Raw genomic sequence first — 16,802 nt, 5'->3', positions numbered from 1 at the left:
CTTACCAGCCTTCCAGCACGATCTTGCCCTTGGCGCGGTGGCTCTCCAGCAGTGCATGCGCGCGCCGCAGGTTGGCCGCGTCGATACGCCCGAAGTGCTCGCCCAGCGTGGTCTGCAGCACACCCGTGTCGATCAGCTCGGCCACCCGGTTCAACAGGTCGTGCTGGCGCTGCATGTCCGCGGTCTTGTACAGCGGGCGGGTGAACATCGATTCCCAGTGCAGCGACAACGCCTTGCGCTTGAGTGCCATCACATCGACCTGGCCGGGATCATCGATCAGCCCCAGCTGGCCCTGCGCCGCCAGCAGCTCGACGATCTGCGCGTAGTGCTGATCGGAGTGGGTCAGGCTGGCCACGTGATGTACCTCGCTGATGCCCAGCCGCGCCAGGCCCTCGGCCAGTGGCAGGCTGTGGTCGACTACATGGTGCGCCCCCATCGCATACACCCAGTCCTGGGTATCAGGGCGCGAGGCGGTGCCGATCACCGTCAGCTTGGTCAGCTTCCGCGCCAGCTGCACCAGGATTGATCCGACGCCACCGGCAGCGCCGATCACCAGCAGGGTCTGGCCTTCGCCGCCGCCCTCGGCGATGCGCAGGCGGTCGAACAGCAGTTCCCAGGCGGTGATCGCGGTCAACGGCAGCGCCGCGGCGGCGGCATCGTCGAGACTGGCCGGCTTGCGGCCGACGCTGCGCTCGTCCACCAGCTGGTACTCCGCATTGCTGCCGGGGCGGTCGATCACGCCGGCGTAGTAGACCGCATCGCCAGGCTGGAACAGGGTCACCTCGCTGCCCACCGCGTCGACGATGCCGACCGCATCCCAACCGAGCACGCGCGGGCCATCGGTGGCCACGCCGCGGCGCACCTTGGTGTCGACCGGATTGACCGCCACCGCGCGCACGGCGACGCGCAGGTCACGCGGGCCGGGCTGCGGCAGCTCCAGTTCGATATCGATCAGGGCCTGGGCATCATCGATCGGCAGGCCGGCTTGGGTGTAGGCAATGGCGCGCATGGCAGCGGTCCAGTGGGGAAGGAGGCGACAGGTTGCGCCGCGCGCGCTCCCGCAGAAAGGCGCAGAATCGGGCAGCACTTTCACTCCGGCAATGAAAATGATCCGTTTCGACGACCTGCAGTTGTTCGTCCGCACGGCTGCGCTGGGCAGCTTCTCGCAGGCCGCGCGCGAGGCCGATCTGCTGCCCGGCCAGGTCGCGGCCGCCGTGGCGCGGCTGGAGCGCGAGCTGGACCTGCGCCTGTTCGTGCGCACCACCCGCAGCCTGCGCCTGACCGGCGAGGGTGCGCTGTACCTGCCGTATGCGCAGGAGGTGCTTGCCACCCTGCGCGAGGGCCAGGCGCGCGTGCAGGGCGAGGACACCGAGCTGCACGGCACCCTGCAGCTGTCGGCGCCGTCGGACTTCGGCCGCAACCTGCTGCTGCCCTGGCTGAGCGCCTTCCGCGCCGCGCATCCGCGGCTGCGGCTGCACCTGCGCCTGTCCGACGAAGTCGCTGATGTGTTCCGCGATCCCGTCGACGTAGCGATCCGCATCGGCCACTTCGACGACGCCAACTACGTCGCGCTGCCCCTGCTGGAAGGCAACCGGCGTGTGCTCGCGGCCTCGCCCGACTACCTGCAGCGGCGCGGCACACCCGGCCGTCTGGAGGACCTGCGTGAGCATGATTGCCTGGTCTACCAGCTCAGTGGCCGCGCCTACGATCGCTGGTCATTCGACGTCGAAGGGCGCCGCAGCGTGATTCCGGTGCGCGGTCCGCTGGTCTGCGACGACGCCGATGTGGTGCGGCGCTGGGCCGTGGCCGGCGAAGGCATCACCTACAAGTCCTGGCTGGACCTGCGCGAGGATGTGCAGGCCGGGCGCCTGCAGCTGCTGCTCGACGGCGTTGGCAGCAGCATTCCGCTGCAGCTGGTGTGCCCGCATCGCAAGCAGTTCTCGCCGGCGGTGCGGCAGCTGCACGCGCAGCTGCGCCAGCACCTGCAACCGCTGCTGTCTGGCATGCCCGGCGGCCCCGCCAGCCCTCTGTCGCCAAGCGCGGCGCTGGCCGACAATGGCGGCCCCCCGTAACAAGAGGACACCGCCATGCCGTGGATGGGCATCCAGGACCTGTGGACGTTTCTGGTCGCCGTGCTGGTGTTCCTCGCCCTGCCCGGTCCCGGTACCTTCACCCTGCTGACCGCCACCGGCCGTGGCGGCGTGCGTGGCGGCTACACCGCATTGGCCGGCCTGCTGGTCGGCGACCAGATCCTGATGTGGCTGGCCCTGGCCGGCGTGGCCGCACTGCTGAAGGCCAATCCGCTGGTGTTCCATGCCGTGCAGTACCTCGGTGCGGCCTACCTGGTGTGGGTCGGCATCAGCCTGCTGCGGACCCCGAAGCACGAAGGGGGTGACGCCGGGCCGATCCGCATGCAGCCGGGCCGCTACTTCCAGCAGGCCATTCTGGTCAGCCTGCTCAATCCGAAGGCGATCCTGTTCTACATGGCGTTCCTGCCGCTGTTCATCGACCCGAAGGCGCACCAGGGCATCGCCACCTTCGCGGCGCTGGCCGGCATCATCCTGGTGGTCAGCATCGCCTACTGCTCGATGCTGATCGGCGTGGGCAACCTGGCCCGTCGCCGCCTGATCCAGCACCCGCGGATCAGCGACGCACTGCGCCGCGTGGCCGGCCTGTTCCTGGTGGGGTTCGGTATCCGCCTGGGGCTGAATGGTTGAACCGGCCGACCCGTTGACCCCACTGCGCTGGACGCCCGCCCGCTGAATCGGCTCTGCCGACCGGAGGGCCCTCGGACGAATTCGATTTTTGCCCGCAATTGTGCTGATTTCGTCACTTCAGCTGATGGCGAGCCACCATCGCTGACGCATTCAACACATGCACGACCCCCGTCAGTGGTAATGCTGCGCTGCGTTCGGTCACACTCGGGAACTTGTCGTTCTTAGTCACCCCTTCCGAGGCCTGCATGTCCCTGTTCCGGCGCAAGTCCCTAGATTCCGTCACCGTCCACGAAGCCGGCAGGCGTCTGATCCCCACGCTCAGCTGGCCACACCTGATCGCGCTGGGCATCGGCGCCATCGTCGGTACCGGCATCTACACGCTGATCGGCGTCGGCGCCAACCTGGCCGGCCCGGCCGTGCTGATCTCCTTCGCCATCGCCGGCGCGGTCTGCGCCTGCGCGGCGCTGTCCTATGCCGAGCTGTCGACGATGATGCCGGCCGCCGGCAGCGCCTACACCTACAGCTACAGTGCGCTGGGCGAGGTGTTCGCCTGGGTGGTGGGCTGGAGCCTGATCCTGGAGTACTCGCTGGTGGTGAGTACGGTGGCAGTGGGCTGGTCCGGCTACTTCGTCGGCTTCCTGGAATGGGTGCACACCCAGTTCGGCTGGAACGTGCACCTGCCGGCCTGGCTTGCCGCCGGCCCGCACGTGGAAGGCGGCATGATCAACCTGCCGGCGATCGTCATCACCTGGCTGGTGGCCGGCATGCTGATGGCCGGCACCAAGGAGAGCGCCACCCTCAACGCCATCCTGGTGGTGTTCAAGCTGATCGCGCTGGCCATCTTCGTCGCCGTCGCCCTGCCCGCCTTCGACAGCGCCAACCTGCAGCCGTTCATGCCCTACGGCTTCGCCAAGTCGATCGGCCCCGATGGCGTCGAGCACGGCGTGATGGCAGCGGCGGCAATCATCTTCTTCGCCTTCTACGGCTTCGATGCGATCTCCACCGCCGCCGAGGAAACCAAGAACCCGGGCCGCGACCTGTCGATCGGCATCATCGGTTCGATGATCGGCTGCACCATCGTCTACGTGCTGGTGGCGCTGGCGGCAGTCGGTGCGATGAGCTACGCGGTGTTCGGCCACAGCGCCGAGCCGCTGGCCCTGATCATGCGCCAGCTGGGCCACCCGACCGCAGCGATGGTGATCGGCGTGATCGCGATCATCGCCCTGCCGACCGTGCTGCTGGCCTTCCTGTACGGTCAGAGCCGCATCTTCTTCGTGATGAGCCGCGATGGCCTGCTGCCGCGTGGCCTGTCCAAGGTCAACGCCCGTACCGGCACACCGGTGGCGACCACGCTGTTCACCGCGGTGGTGGTGTCGGCGCTGGCCGGCGTGGCACGCCTGGACGAGATCGCGGCACTGGCCAACGCCGGTACCCTGGCCGCGTTCACCGCGGTGGGCATCTGCCTGGTGGTGCTGCGCCTGCGCGAACCGAACCGCGAGCGCACCTTCCGCACCCCGCTGGCCTTCGTGGTCGGCCCGCTGGCGGCGCTGGGCTGCATCTACCTGTTCATCAGCCTGCCGCACCGCACGCAGCTGTACTTCCTGCTGTGGAACGTGGCCGGCCTGGTGCTGTACTTCCTGTACAGCCGTCGCCATGCGCTGATCGCGAAATAAATGGATCACCGGTAGTGCCGGCCGCTGGCCGGCAACCCGGAGCCTGTTGATACGGGCAATGCCGGCCAGCGGCCGGCACTACCGCAGGGCGCTTCACCCGCCCTGTTTTGCCGCGTAATCCTGCGCCTGGCGCATCACCCGCAGCAGGTTGCCGCCCCAGATGCCGGCAATCTGCTGCTCGGTGTAGCCCTTGCGCAGCAGCCAGGCGGTGATCTTCGGCAGCTGGCTGACATCGGGCAGGTCGCTCAGGCCGCCGCCGCCATCCCAGTCCAGGCCGATCCCCACATGCTCGGGGCCGACCACCTTGAGGATGTGCTCGAAGTGGGCGAAGAAATCGTCCAGGCTGGCATGGCGCACCGGATGCTCGTGGTCCAGTTCCTGCTCGGCCTTCAGCAGGGCGACACCCTGCTCGATGCCCATTCCTTCCCAGCCACCCAGCTGCTTGCTCAGCGCTTCTTCGGCCTGCTTGCGCTCCGGTGTCTTGGCGGTGTCGATCAGGTATCCGCCGTAGGCATTCACCTGGATCACGCCGCCCGCCTTGGCCAGCTTGCGCAGGCGTGCGTCATCGAGGTTGCGCGGGTGGTCGTAGACCGCCTTGGCCGAGCTGTGCGACAGCACGAAGGGCACCGGCATCATCGCCAGCAGGTCGTCGAACACCGCATCCGACGCATGCGACTGGTCGATGACGATCCCCAGCTTCACCGCCTGCCGCACCAGCTCTTTGCCGGCCGGGCTCAGGCCTTTCCACTCCGCGCCCTTGGGGTCGGTGGCCGAATCGGCGAACTCGTTGTTGGCAAAGTGCACGGTGCTGAGCAGGCGCAGGCCGGCGCGGTGATAGAACGACAGCAGGCTGGGATCGGCCACCAGCGGGCTGGCGTTTTCCATGCTGATGTAGACCACGCGCTTGCCGGCGGCCTTGATCCGCGCCGCATCATCGGCGGTCAGCGCCAGCGCGAAGCGCTCGGGATTGGCCGCCAGCATCTCGCGGATTTCCAGCAACCGCTGCAGGCCATGGTCACGCTCGGCCAGGTGGGCCGCTGCGCTGCGGTCGCCCTGATCGGTGTAGATCGCCCAGAAGCCGCCGTCCAACGCGCCTTCGACCATGCGCGGGTAGTCCACCTGCGAAAGCGCGTTGCGGTCGTGGCGCTGCTCGATGTCGAAGCCGCTGCGACCGAAGTTGGCCGGCGTATCCAGATGGCTGTCGAGGGTGACCAGGCGCTGTTGCAGCGCCTTGGCACGGGCCAGCTCCTGCGCGCTGAACTCAACGGCGTGGGCGGACAGCGGCGCGCACAGCGCCAGCGAGACCAGCAAAGACAGACTGCGCAACGTCATGACGCTTCACCTCGATGGGAAGCGTCAGACCATAGCGCCGAGATGACAACAAACGGTAGTGCCGGCCGCTGGCCGGCTCTCAGCGAGAGTCGGAGACCAGGATGAGCCGGCCAGCGGCCGGCACTACCCGATGCCGAACGTAGCCGGAATCCTGCGAATCAATCCACCACGCGGCAGAACACCGCCTTCAGGTAGCGCGATTCCTGCACATGGGCCATGAACGGATGGTCCGGACCGGCGCCGGCCACCTTCAGGATCTGGATGGTGCGGCCAGAGAAATAGGCCGCGCGGCGCAGCATGTCGAGGAACTGGTCCTCGGCCACCAGGCCGGTGCAGGAGAACGTGGCGAACAGGCCACCGGGCTTGACCACGCCCAGCGCCAGCTTGTTCATGTCCAGGTACTTCTTCAGCGCGGTGATCACCTGGTCGCGGTCGCGGGTCATCTTCGCCGGGTCCAGGATCACCACGTCGTACTGCTCGCCGCGGTTGGCGGCATCACGCAGCCACGGGAAGATGTCGGACTGGATGAACTTCGGGCGCACGTTGTTCAGGCGCGAATTGCCCTTGGCGATCTGGATCACGTCTTCATCGATGTCGATGCCGACCACTTCAGAAGCGCCGCGCGCGGCCGCGTACACCGCGAAACCGCCGGTGTTGCAGCACAGGTCGAGCACGCTCTTGCCTTCCACCTGCTGGCTCAGCCACTCGCGGTTCTCGCGCTGGTCGGCGAAGAAGCCGGTCTTGTGGGCACCGGCCGGGTCGGCGCGGAACTTGATGCCGTACTCGGTGATCACCGATGCCTCGGTGGTGGTATTGCCGTGGAAGTCGAAGCTCTCCTGCTTCTGCACGTGCTCGTCGGCGAAGCTGTGGAAGCGGCAGCCCGGGAACTGCTCGCGCAGCGCGTCGTAGATCCACTCGCGGTGGCGGAACATGCCGGCGGCGAAGAATTCGACCACCACCAGGTCGCCATAGCGGTCGACCACCAGGCCGGACAGGCCGTCGCCTTCGCTGTGCACCACGCGCCAGGCATCGGACACCGCATCGAGCTTCAGCACCTCACGGCGCAGCGACACCGCCTGGGCGATCTTGCGCGAGAACCAGCCGGCATCGACCGGCACGTTCGGGTCGGTTTCGAGGATGCGCACGGCAATGCGCGAATGCCCGTTGTAGAACCCCCGGCCAATGAACTCGCCATCGATGCCGACCACGTCGACGATGGAGCCGGGCTTGGGCCGGACGGTCGGCTTCTCGACCAGTTTCTGGAAGATCCACGGGTGGCTGGAACGCCACGCGTTCTTGAGGCGGACAATCGGAAGGGGGGTATTCATCCGCCCATTGTAGCCGGGGGGCGGCGGGGGCCGGAAATCCAGCACGGGCGCGGCAATTGACGGCGGCCCGGGCAGACGGCAGAATCGGCGCCAGAAGGGGAGTAGCTCCCAGACGTTGTCGCCGTCAATTCGAGCCCGCAGGCTCCGGTGCAACGGCAGTTCCAGCCATTGGAACTGCGAGCGAGACCTTCGCCGTACTGGCGAAGCTCTGTCCCTGGATCCCCTCCCGATCCTCCGTTGCAGATCCTCGCCGTCCGGCCTGGCATTCATCTTTCCAACGGACATTCCCAATGCAGACGATCGGTAACGTGTGGTTGTGGGGCGGCTTCGCAGCGGTGGTGGTCATCGCCCTGCTGGTCGACCTCGTGTTGATGCGCCATGGTGGACCGCACAAGGTCACCTTCAAGGAGGCCCTGTGGTGGTCGATCGGCTGGGTCGCGCTGGCCCTGCTGTTCAACGCCGGCCTCTGGTATTACCTGAATGAGACCGCCGGCCAGGTCGTGGCCAACAAGGTCGGCCTCGAATTCCTGACCGGCTACCTGGTCGAGAAGGCGCTGGCGGTCGACAACATCTTTGTCTTCCTGATGATCATGAGCTACTTCGCGGTGCCGGAGGAACAGCGCCAGAAGGTGCTGATCATCGGCATCCTGGGTGCGATCGTGCTGCGTACGATCATGATCTTCGCCGGCAGCGTACTGATCAGCCAGTTCCATTGGCTGCTTTACGTGTTCGGTGCCTTCCTGCTGTTCACCGGCTGGAAGATGTGGTTCGCCGCCGGCCAGGAGCCCGATCTGGAGACCAATCCGGCCCTGCGCTGGATGCGCAAGCACCTGCGCCTGCTGCCGGACTACGCCGGCAATGCGCTGAGCGTGAAGCGCGATGGCGTGCGCTGGTTCACCCCGCTGTTCGCGGTACTGATCCTGATCGCGGTCACCGACGTGATCTTCGCCGTGGACAGCATCCCGGCGATCTTCGCGATCACCACCGACCCGTTCATCGTGCTCACCTCCAACGTGTTCGCGGTGCTGGGCCTGCGCGCGATGTTCTTCCTGCTGGCCGGCATGGCCGACCGCTTCCACCTGCTGCCGTATGGCCTGGCGCTGGTACTGGGCTTCATCGGCATCAAGATGATGATCATCGACCTGTTCAAGATCCCGACCCCGGTGTCGCTGGGCGTGGTTGCAGTGATCATCGCCGCCACCGTGGTGCTGAGCCTGAAGTACCCGCCGAAGGAAGGATCGGGCCACGCCTGAACCTGAATCGCTGAACGGCATGGCCGGCGGGATTGTCCCGCCGGCCGTCTCCACTCTCCCGCCGCGGCGGCCTTGGTTTCGCGGCAACCACCGCCATTGCTGAGGTATGGACAACAACGCGCCCCTGCCCGCCGGCGACGTACCGGCCCCCCGCAATGACCGCTCGCGCATCCTGCGGGCGTTCAATGTCAGCCTGGCCGCCGTGCTGGTGCTGGTGGCCGTGTTCGCCCTGCAGGGCACGTTCGACTGGCGCCCCTGGGCGGTAGCGCCGCTGGAAGCCAAGGGCCTGCTCGGCCTGGTCGGTGGCCCGATGCTGCATGCCTCGGTCGAGCACATCGTCGCCAACAGCATCGCCATCCTGATCCTCGGCACCCTGGCCGGCAGCGTCTATCCGAAAGCCACCGTGCGCGCCCTGCCCCTGCTGTGGCTGGGTTCGGGATTGGGTGCCTGGATGCTGGGCAATCCGGGCAGCGTGCACCTGGGCGCCAGTGGCGTGACCCACGGCCTGATGTTCCTGCTCGCCAGCCTCGGCCTGCTGCGCCGCGACCGCGCGGCGATCGCCACCGGCCTGATCGGCATGCTGTTCTACGGTGGCATGCTGATGACCGTCCTGCCGCACGCCGACGGCGTGTCGTGGCAGTCGCACATGGGCGGCGCCTTCGCCGGCATCATTGCCGCGCTGCTGTTCCGCAACGCCGACCCGCTGCCGCCGCGCCAGCGCTACAGCTGGGAAGACGAAGAGGATGAGGCCGAACCGCTGGCCGACGGCGAGCTGGAGCCGCCGTCACCGCAGCGCGTTCCGGTGCTGTGGCAGCCGCGCGAGGGCCAGGACTACGTGGTGATTCCGTTCCGGCGGCCGGACGATCCGCGCGGCTGAGGTGTGGTAGTGCCGGGTCGTCGGTGAAGAAGGCATCGATGCCGGTGGCCAGGTAGGCGCGCATCTCGGCGATCGAACCCTCGGCGTTGCGTGCGTTGTCGGCGCCCTTGCGCAGGTTGCTGGCCTGGAAGTGGTTCTCCGGGCGGAAGGTGTACGGAATCACCATCAGCCCCACCGCATGCGCATCGCGCACCAGCGAGGTGGGCGTGCCCAGCGCGCCCTTGTCATCCAGCGGAATGATCGAGCGCAGCTCCGGGCCGATGCTGTCGGCGTACACGGCGATGTCCTTCAGGCCGGCTGGGGTCATCATCTGTGCGTAGGTCAGCGTGCCACCGGCCTTGGCGATGTCGGCCGGCTGGGTGTCACCCTTCCACAGCAGCTGCAGCAGGCGGATGTTGCTGTCGCGCGGGATCTTGCCGCGCAGGTAGCGCAGGTTGGCGGTCTCGAACGACTGGATGGTGACCGGGCCGACGTTGGTATAGGCGTTGCCGCGCAGCGCCGCCAGCAGTTTGTCTTCCATCGGCAGGCCGATCGACTGGAAGTAGGTCGGGTGCTTGATCTCCGGCACCAGGCCGATGCCACGGTTGGCACGCCCTGCCTGCTGCACCAGGAAGGCCAGGATCTCGTCAAGGCTGGCGATGCGGAACTGGCCGTCGTAGGCGGTGCTGCGCAGTTCTGGCAGGCGCTCACGCGCGTACAGCGTCTTCAGCTCGGCCAGGGTGAAGTCTTCGGTGAACCAGCCCTCAACCTTCTGCCCGTCGATGACCTTGCTGGTGCGGCGGCTGGCGAACTCGGGATGCGAGGCCACGTCGGTGGTGCCGCTGATCTCGTTCTCGTGGCGGGCCACCATCACCCCGTCCTTGGTCATCACCAGGTCCGGTTCGATGTAGTCGGCGCCATCGGCAATCGCCTGCGCATAGGCGGCCAGGGTGTGCTCCGGCAGCAGCGCGCTTGCGCCGCGGTGGCCATAGACCGACACCTTGTGTGCGGCCGGGGTGGAGGATTCAGCACTCATGGCCACCGATGGTGCCACGGCCAGCGACAACAGCAACGCACAACCCCACGACTTCACTGCGACTTCCCCAAGCGGTATGTGATGAGCGTCAGTATGCGGCGGCAATGTGACAGGCGGGGGAAGCCACGCGTCCGGTAGTCGCCGACCTTGGTCGGCGCCCTGCCGGCTGACGTCGATGACCCCGGATGCCCTGTGCCAACCAAGGTTGGCACCCACCAGAGCGTGAGCCCGTTCGGGGATCTGGCACCAGCGTTACTTGCCGATGCAGAAGCTGGAGAAGATCCGCCCCAGCAGGTCATCGGCACTCATCTGCCCGGTGATCTCGCCCAGTGCATCGTGGGCCAGCCGCAGTTCCTCGGCGGCCAGTTCCAGGTGTTCGTGGGACAGCTCACCGTCGGCGCGCTGCGCATGCTCCTGCGCGCGCTCGATCGCATCGACGTGGCGGGTGCGCGCGGAGAACTCGCCGTCCACCTGCTCCCCTGCCCCGGCCGACGCAATCGAGCGCAGGCGCGCATGCAGGTCATCCAGGCCAGCACCGGTGGCGGCCGAGACGAACACGCGGTCCGGATCGTCCAGCGCCGGCAGCACATCCAGCAGGTCCGACTTGTTGTGGATGTAGACCTTGTGCGGCACCGCGCTCACCGCCTCGCCGAGGGCCGCTTCACCGGCGGTGGGGTCCCGCGCATCCAGCACTATCAATGCGAGGTCGGTGCGCTCGATTTCCACATGGGCGCGACGCATGCCCTCGCGCTCGATGGCATCGCCACCGTCGCGCAGGCCGGCGGTGTCGACCAGGGTCAGTTCCAGGCCATCCAGGCGGATGGTCTCGCGCAGGGTGTCGCGGGTGGTACCGGCGATGTCGGTGACGATCGCTCGCTCGCTGCCAGCCAGCGCATTGAGCAATGAACTCTTGCCGGCATTCGGTGGCCCGATCAGCACCGCGTGCAGGCCATCGCGCAGGCGACGGCCGCGCTCGGCGTCGCGGCGCAACAGGGCCAGATCGCTGCGCGCCTGTTCCAGCCCGCGCCGCACCTGCGCGCCACCGAGCGTATCCAGCGGTTCGTCGGCGAAGTCGATGGCCGCTTCCACGTGGATGCGCAGCAGCACCAGCTGCTCGACCACCGCCTCGATGCGGCGCGAGAACACCCCGTCCAGCGAACGGCGCGCAGCGCGCGCGGCACGGTTGTCACCGGCGGCGATCAGGTCGGCGATGGCCTCGGCCTGGGCCAGGTCGAGCTTGCCGTTGAGGAACGCCCGTTCGCTGAACTCACCCGGCCGCGCCTGGCGCGCACCCAGCGCGATGCAGCGCGCGACCAGCAGCTGCAACAGCACCGGGCTGCCGTGTCCCTGCAGTTCCACCACTTCTTCGCCGGTAAAGCTGTTCGGCGCCGGGAACCACAGCACGATGCCATCGTCGATCACCTCATCGTCGGCGTCGCGCAGGCGCGCGTAATGCGCATGGCGCGGGCGCAGTGCAGGCGCACCCAGTGCGTTGGCGATGGCCGCCGCGCGCGGGCCGGACAGGCGCAGCAGGCCGACGCCCCCGGCGCCGGGCGCGCTGGCGATGGCTACGATGGTGTCCGTGTGGATCGTGGTGTCCATGGCTCAGAGCTTCTCCAGCTGCGCGCGCGCCTGCGCGGCGCCGCTGCCCTGCGGCTGCAGCGCCAGGTAGGTGGTGTAGGCCTGCCTGGCCTTGGGCTTGTCGCCGGCGTTGAAGTAGGCATCGCCCAGGTTGAGATGGGCGACCGCGCGCGACGGATCGATCTTCAGCGTGTTCTCCAGCCAGCGCGCCGCTTCGGCGTAGCGCTGCTGGCGGTAGTAGACGAAACCGAGGTTGTTCGCCGCCTGCGCGAAGTCCGGGCGCAGCTTCAGTGCTTCGGTGAACTCGGCAGCGGCTTGGTCGTACTGCTTCTCGCGATACAGCTGCAGGCCACGGTCATTGGCCTGCTGCGCGCGCTGGCGGTCCGAGGCCGGGCCGGCGCTGGGCACCACCAGCCTGGCCTTGCCGCCCTGCAGGTCGGCCACGGTCACCGGCGCCTGGCTGCCCTTGGCTTCGCTGGCCGCATCGACCTTGTTGTTCAACGCGATCGCATCGGCGGTCAGCTGGCGCGTACCGGCGTTGAGGAACTCCTGGCTGTCCGGCACCTGGAATACGAACTCGCCGCCCTGCGAACCGGGCAGGCTGCCGAAGGCCGGGGTCTGGTGCGAAACCGCCGACACCGCCGGCGCCACGTACGCGGCCAGCTCGGTACCGGTGATCAGGCCGTCGCCGTTGAGGTCGCCCTTGCCGGCCAGCGCCTGCAGCAGCACCCAGGTGAACACCGAATGGCCGTTCGGGCCGGCATCGGCCACCTGCTGGTCGGCACCGCCGGCGGTCAGCATCTGCCGCGCGCTGCGGCGTGCGTTCTCGCGCAGGAACGACGACGATGATGGGCCGCCACGGGTCAGGCCCAGGCCGCTGTAGCAGGCATCCATCACGAACATCACGTGCTTGGCCTGCATGCTCTCGGCGATGTTCTGGATGTCGGTCATCGCGATCGCGTCGGTGGCGAACTCCTTCGGGTCCGAATCCACCGGGATGATGTAGCCAAGGTCGCGCCCGGAGGCGAGCTGGCGGGTCGCACCATGGCCGGCGAAGAACACGAACACGCGATCGTCCTTGCCGGTGCGGTCGTCGGCCAGGCGGTCGTGGAAGGCGGCCAGGATGTTGTTGCGGGTGGCCTGCTCGTTCTTCAGCACGATCACCTGCGAAGAGGGGAACCCGAACTGGCCTGTCAGCGTGTCGGCCACCGCCTGCGCATCGTGGCTGGCGTACTCCAGCTTCGGCCACTTGGCGTAACTGTCGATGCCTACCACGATCGCCCACGACTTCTCGTAGCCGGTGGTGACGGTGGCGTCGCTGGCCGCGCCCTTGCGCGCGCGGGCGACGGTGAAGTCGCGGCCGTTCCAGCCGGCGAACTGGTAGCCGTCGGCGATCAGGCGATCGAGGATCTGCGGCAGCGCCTTCACCGCGCGGTCGTGGATGTCATGGAACAGGATGATGCCGCGCTGTTCCTTGTCCACCTGGTCGAACACGCGCTGCACGATCGATTCCGGCACCGGATCGGCCCAGTCCATCGAGTCGATGTTCCACATGATCGACTTCAGCCCTGCCTCGTTGAGCAGCTGCAGGCCTTCGGCGTTGCGTGCACCGTAGGGGAAGCGGAACAGGGGCGCGCGCTTGCTGTCGACGTCCTTCAGCAGCGTATCGGTGTCCAGTACCTGCTGGCGCAGCGCGTCGCCGGTGGTGCGCGACAGCTGGGCGTGGGTCAGGCTGTGGTTGCCGACCGCATAGCCCTCTTCCATCAGGCTGCGGCTGATCTTGGCCATCGGCCCGAGGCTGACCTTGCCGTCCGCCTCGACCTTGCCCAGGTTGCGACCCACCTCGAAGAACACGCCCGGTACGTCGTAGCGCTTGAGGATGGCCACCACTTCATCGGTGTAGGCCTTGTGCGGGCCATCGTCGAAGGTCAGCACCACGGTCTTCGGCGGCAGGTCGCGGCCGAAGATCTCGCGGTCGCTGTCCTCCATCGACATCGGGTACGGCTCGATCACCCCGTAGTCGCGCAGGATCGCTTCGCGGCTGTAGTCCTTGTGCAGGTGGGCGATGTAGTCGTCCCACTTCTCGCGCTTCAGTTCGATGGCACGGGTGCGCTCGAAGCGGCTGAAGATCCGGGTCAGTTCCTGGTTGTAGTTGCGCTCGATTTCATCGAGTGCTTCCAGGTCTTCGCCGATGCGCTGGTGCAGTTTCACCGCCGGCAGCGACGAATCGGTACCGACCCGTTCGTGCAGATCACGCAGCACTTCGCGGAACGCCAGGCGGTCGGCATCGAACAGTTCCGGTGCCGATTCGATGTAGTCCAGAACGGTGCCGAGGGTGGCGAAGCGCTGCGGGCTGGAACCGCGCAACAGCGTGTCGAACTGCGCGGCGATGGCCGTGCGCTGTTCCAGCCCATCGTGGAACAGCTGCTGCCCCACACGCGTGGAGGTACCGCGGTCTGCGGCCGACTGCTGTTCCTCGTCGGCCAGCAGCACGATGATCCGGCGGTAGCCGTCGAGCTGCTTCTGCAGCGCGGCCAGCAGCGGTGCGGCGGCCGGATCAGCGGCGGCCGCGGCCTGCGCGCTGGGCTGGGTGACGGTGGCCGCCGGTGCCTTCGCATCCTTGTCGCCACACCCGGCCACGGCCAGGGTCAACAACAGCGAGGGCAGGAACAGGCGGAACGACAGCGCACGCGGCATGGTGGACTCGAAGGTGGGAGGAACGGTGTGCCGGGAATTCTAACGCCGCATGCGAAAAGCCCGCCTTGCGGCGGGCTTCTGCTGAGGTCAGCCGGCCAGCGGCCGGCTCTACCCGTTACTTCTTCTTGACCGGGGCCGGGGCAGTGGTGGCCGGGACCGGATCGCCGCCATGGCGCTTGGTCATCCACCACTGCTGCAGCAGGCCCAGGCCGCCGTTGACCACCCAGTACAGCACCAGGCCGGACGGCATGAAGGCCATCATGACGCCGAACACCAGCGGCATGAACTGCATCATCTTCTGCTGCATCGGGTCCATGCCCGGTGCCGGGGTCAGCTTCTGGGTGAACCACATCACCGCCACGTTGATGACCGGCAGGATGAAGTACGGGTCGCGTGCGGTCAGGTCCTGGATCCAGCCCAGCCACGGCGCCTGGCGCAGCTCGACCGACTCGACCAGCACCCAGTACAGGGCGAAGAAGATCGGCATCTGGATGAGGATCGGCAGGCAGCCGCCCATCGGATTGATCTTTTCCTTCTTGTACAGCTCCATCATCGCGGTCTGGAACTTCTGGCGGTCGTCGCCATAGCGTTCCTTCAGCTGCGCGATGCGCGGCTGGAAGCGACGCATCTTGGCGCCGCTCTTGTACTGCACGGCCGACAACGGATACAGCACCAGCTTCAGCAGCACCACCAGGCCGACAATCGCCCAGCCCCAGTTGCCGACCAGCTTGTGCACCTGGTTCAGCACCCAGAACAGGCCCTGGCCGATCACCGCCATCATCGAGAAGCGGCTGTAGTCGACCACGCGGTCCAGGCCCGGCACGTCTTCCTTGGCGATCAGGTTGACCAGCTTCGGGCCGACCCACAGGCGGGCCTCGGTGCTGGTGGACTGGCCCGGGGCCACGGTGAAGGCCGGGCCACGCGCTTCGATCAGGTCACGACCGGCCACCTGCGACAGCACGTAGTGTGCGGTCTGGTCCTTCTGCGGGATCCACGCGGTGAAGAAATGGTGCTGCAGCATCGCCAGCCAGCCGCCGGTGATGTTCTGGTTCAGCGTGCCGTCTTCCAGGTAGTCCTTGAACGCACGACGCTGGTACTTCTTGTCGTTGTCGTACCAGGTGGCGCCGTTGAAGCTGAAGGAGTCCGGGTTGGTCATGCTCCGCGACAGGATCGTCGGGGTGCGGTCCAGGGTGCGGTAGACGTAACCGTTCCACGGCGCGGTGCCGGTGTTGCTGACTTCGTCCTTGAAGCGCACGGCGTACTCGTTGCGCGAGACGGTCAGGGTGCGCTTGATGGTCACGCCGTTGTCGGCGGTCCACACGAACGGGATCTGCAGCTCGTTCTGGCCCTTGGCCAGCACGAAGTCGTTGGTGTCACCGACCAGCTTGAAGCCGTCAGCGCCCGGGACCGGGGTGTTCTTGTCCTCGCTGGCCCAGCCGCTGATCGCGCTGTACGGATGCGCGGGATCTTCGGTCAGCAGGCGCACCGGCGGGCTGCCTTCGTCCTTGGTCTGCGGGAACTGCAGCAGCTCGGCATCGAGCACGCGGCCCCCATCGAGCACCAGGCGCAGCACGTCGGTGGTGACGGTCACGCGCTGGCTGGCCGGGGTGGCACTGGCCTGGGCCTGCACGGCGGCCTGGCCGGGGGCACCCGGGACCTGGGCACTGGGGATGGCGCCCGGGGTTGCACCCGGAACGCTCTGTGCGGCGGCCGGGGCCGACGTGGTCGTCGGGGCCGGGGTCGGAGCAGCCTTTTCACGGCTCCACTCCATCCACAGCAGCACGGCCACCATCAGCCAGGCAAAAATGAGGAATACGCGGGTCTGGTTCATCAGCGGACAGGCTCGGCGGGGCCGGGACGCGATGCCGGCTCGGTCAAAGAAGGAGTTGCGATGCCATCAGGCGGCGGCATTGTGCCGTCCACGCCCGGCGTGGGCAATGCACGCAGGCGACGCAGCAGGCGCAGGAAGGCCTGGCGGATCTCGTCGTTGCTGGCAGAACGCGCAGCACTACGAGCCACGACGACGAAGTCGCCTGGCTGGATTTCGGTACGTGTCTGACGCAGGATGTCGCGCAGGACGCGCTTGATCCGGTTACGCCCGACGGCGTTCGGATCAACCTTGCGGGAAACCGCCAGACCCAGCCTGGCCGGCCGGTCGGCCGGCAGCCAGTGCAGGGTCATCAGCGGATCGGACACACGGCGGGCGCCGTTGAAGACCGTTGAGTATTCGGCACGCGTGCGAACCCGCGCAGAGCGAGGGAATCGCTTGCGCGGGTCTGCAGTATTCACTGTCGAAGGGATTGCGTCTGCCGCGAGGTGCGGCATGGCA

The 16,802-nt window shown here is 67.4% G+C and carries 12 protein-coding genes and 1 pseudogene; 5 read left to right on the top strand and 8 right to left on the bottom strand.

From position 1 onward, the window contains the following. Position 1: 1 nt before the first annotated feature. Positions 2-1,009, bottom strand: a complete 1,008-nt coding sequence (locus N7590_RS01200; protein ID WP_164240918.1) for a zinc-binding alcohol dehydrogenase family protein — start codon at positions 1,007-1,009, stop codon at positions 2-4. Positions 1,010-1,100: 91 nt separating this feature from the next. Between N7590_RS01200 and N7590_RS01195 the strand changes: the two genes are divergently transcribed. From N7590_RS01195 to N7590_RS01185, 3 genes are all read left to right on the top strand, one after another. Next, the gene (locus N7590_RS01195; protein WP_080375914.1) at positions 1,101-2,072 is read left to right on the top strand and encodes a LysR family transcriptional regulator; all 972 of its coding nucleotides are present in this window, start codon (positions 1,101-1,103) and stop codon (positions 2,070-2,072) included. A gap of 15 nt (positions 2,073-2,087) precedes the next feature. Next, positions 2,088-2,717, top strand: coding sequence for a leucine efflux protein LeuE (leuE, locus tag N7590_RS01190; RefSeq protein ID WP_005411716.1), 630 nt, complete (start codon positions 2,088-2,090; stop codon positions 2,715-2,717). A 245-nt stretch (positions 2,718-2,962) separates the two neighbouring features. Continuing rightward, positions 2,963-4,390, top strand: coding sequence for an amino acid permease (locus tag N7590_RS01185; protein ID WP_053451211.1), 1,428 nt, complete (start codon positions 2,963-2,965; stop codon positions 4,388-4,390). 93 nt (positions 4,391-4,483) lie between these two features. Here N7590_RS01185 and N7590_RS01180 read toward each other — a convergent pair whose 3' ends face one another. Beyond that, entirely contained in the window at positions 4,484-5,722 is a 1,239-nt protein-coding gene (locus N7590_RS01180; RefSeq protein WP_053508146.1) for a dipeptidase, read from the bottom strand. Positions 5,723-5,880: 158 nt separating this feature from the next. Next, on the bottom strand, positions 5,881-7,050 hold the full coding sequence (locus N7590_RS01175; protein WP_053451213.1) for a class I SAM-dependent rRNA methyltransferase: 1,170 nt from the start codon (positions 7,048-7,050) through the stop codon (positions 5,881-5,883). Positions 7,051-7,340: 290 nt separating this feature from the next. On the opposite strand from N7590_RS01175, the gene N7590_RS01170 reads away from it, so the two are divergent. Both N7590_RS01170 and N7590_RS01165 read left to right on the top strand, forming a co-directional pair. After that, complete coding sequence (locus tag N7590_RS01170) at positions 7,341-8,303, top strand: TerC family protein (protein ID WP_005411722.1); 963 nt, start codon at positions 7,341-7,343, stop codon at positions 8,301-8,303. A gap of 106 nt (positions 8,304-8,409) precedes the next feature. Then, positions 8,410-9,180: a rhomboid family intramembrane serine protease gene (locus N7590_RS01165; protein ID WP_053508143.1), complete on the top strand. Its 771-nt coding sequence runs from the start codon at positions 8,410-8,412 to the stop codon at positions 9,178-9,180. 7 nt (positions 9,181-9,187) lie between these two features. Here the strand turns inward: N7590_RS01165 and N7590_RS01160 are convergent. The 5 genes and pseudogenes from N7590_RS01160 to rnpA form a co-directional block, all read right to left on the bottom strand. After that, positions 9,188-10,252, bottom strand: a pseudogene (locus tag N7590_RS01160) (glycerophosphodiester phosphodiesterase); the annotation flags it as partial. Positions 10,253-10,447: 195 nt separating this feature from the next. Then, positions 10,448-11,797, bottom strand: coding sequence for a tRNA uridine-5-carboxymethylaminomethyl(34) synthesis GTPase MnmE (gene mnmE, locus N7590_RS01155; RefSeq protein WP_164240919.1), 1,350 nt, complete (start codon positions 11,795-11,797; stop codon positions 10,448-10,450). 3 nt (positions 11,798-11,800) lie between these two features. After that, positions 11,801-14,473 carry a polysaccharide deacetylase family protein gene (locus N7590_RS01150; protein ID WP_164240920.1) on the bottom strand — a complete coding sequence of 891 codons (2,673 nt, stop codon included), beginning with the start codon at positions 14,471-14,473 and terminating at the stop codon, positions 11,801-11,803. 115 nt (positions 14,474-14,588) lie between these two features. Then, positions 14,589-16,304 carry a membrane protein insertase YidC gene (gene yidC, locus N7590_RS01145; RefSeq protein WP_053451218.1) on the bottom strand — a complete coding sequence of 572 codons (1,716 nt, stop codon included), beginning with the start codon at positions 16,302-16,304 and terminating at the stop codon, positions 14,589-14,591. Further along, positions 16,304-16,798, bottom strand: coding sequence for a ribonuclease P protein component (rnpA, locus tag N7590_RS01140; protein WP_006479316.1), 495 nt, complete (start codon positions 16,796-16,798; stop codon positions 16,304-16,306). The genes yidC and rnpA overlap by 1 nt, the downstream gene beginning before the upstream one ends. Between the last annotated feature and the right edge of the window lie 4 nt (positions 16,799-16,802).

This window comes from Stenotrophomonas sp. GD04024 (assembly GCF_029837545.1).
GTDB lineage: Bacteria > Pseudomonadota > Gammaproteobacteria > Xanthomonadales > Xanthomonadaceae > Stenotrophomonas > Stenotrophomonas forensis.
Note: the sequence above shows the minus strand (reverse complement) of the source record. Positions and strands in the feature narration are given on the sequence as shown.

Excerpts from the sequence above, each read along its gene's own strand:
- N7590_RS01180 (WP_053508146.1), bottom strand. The coding sequence starts at position 5,722 with ATGACGTTGCGCAGTCTGTCTTTGCTGGTCTCGCTGGCGCTGTGCGCG.
- mnmE (WP_164240919.1), bottom strand. The coding sequence starts at position 11,797 with ATGGACACCACGATCCACACGGACACCATCGTAGCCATCGCCAGCGCG.
- N7590_RS01170 (WP_005411722.1), top strand. The coding sequence starts at position 7,341 with ATGCAGACGATCGGTAACGTGTGGTTGTGGGGCGGCTTCGCAGCGGTG.
- rnpA (WP_006479316.1), bottom strand. The coding sequence starts at position 16,798 with ATGCCGCACCTCGCGGCAGACGCAATCCCTTCGACAGTGAATACTGCA.
- N7590_RS01200 (WP_164240918.1), bottom strand. The coding sequence starts at position 1,009 with ATGCGCGCCATTGCCTACACCCAAGCCGGCCTGCCGATCGATGATGCC.
- N7590_RS01175 (WP_053451213.1), bottom strand. The coding sequence starts at position 7,050 with ATGAATACCCCCCTTCCGATTGTCCGCCTCAAGAACGCGTGGCGTTCC.
- N7590_RS01150 (WP_164240920.1), bottom strand. The coding sequence starts at position 14,473 with ATGCCGCGTGCGCTGTCGTTCCGCCTGTTCCTGCCCTCGCTGTTGTTG.
- N7590_RS01195 (WP_080375914.1), top strand. The coding sequence starts at position 1,101 with ATGAAAATGATCCGTTTCGACGACCTGCAGTTGTTCGTCCGCACGGCT.
- leuE (WP_005411716.1), top strand. The coding sequence starts at position 2,088 with ATGCCGTGGATGGGCATCCAGGACCTGTGGACGTTTCTGGTCGCCGTG.
- N7590_RS01165 (WP_053508143.1), top strand. The coding sequence starts at position 8,410 with ATGGACAACAACGCGCCCCTGCCCGCCGGCGACGTACCGGCCCCCCGC.
- yidC (WP_053451218.1), bottom strand. The coding sequence starts at position 16,304 with ATGAACCAGACCCGCGTATTCCTCATTTTTGCCTGGCTGATGGTGGCC.
- N7590_RS01185 (WP_053451211.1), top strand. The coding sequence starts at position 2,963 with ATGTCCCTGTTCCGGCGCAAGTCCCTAGATTCCGTCACCGTCCACGAA.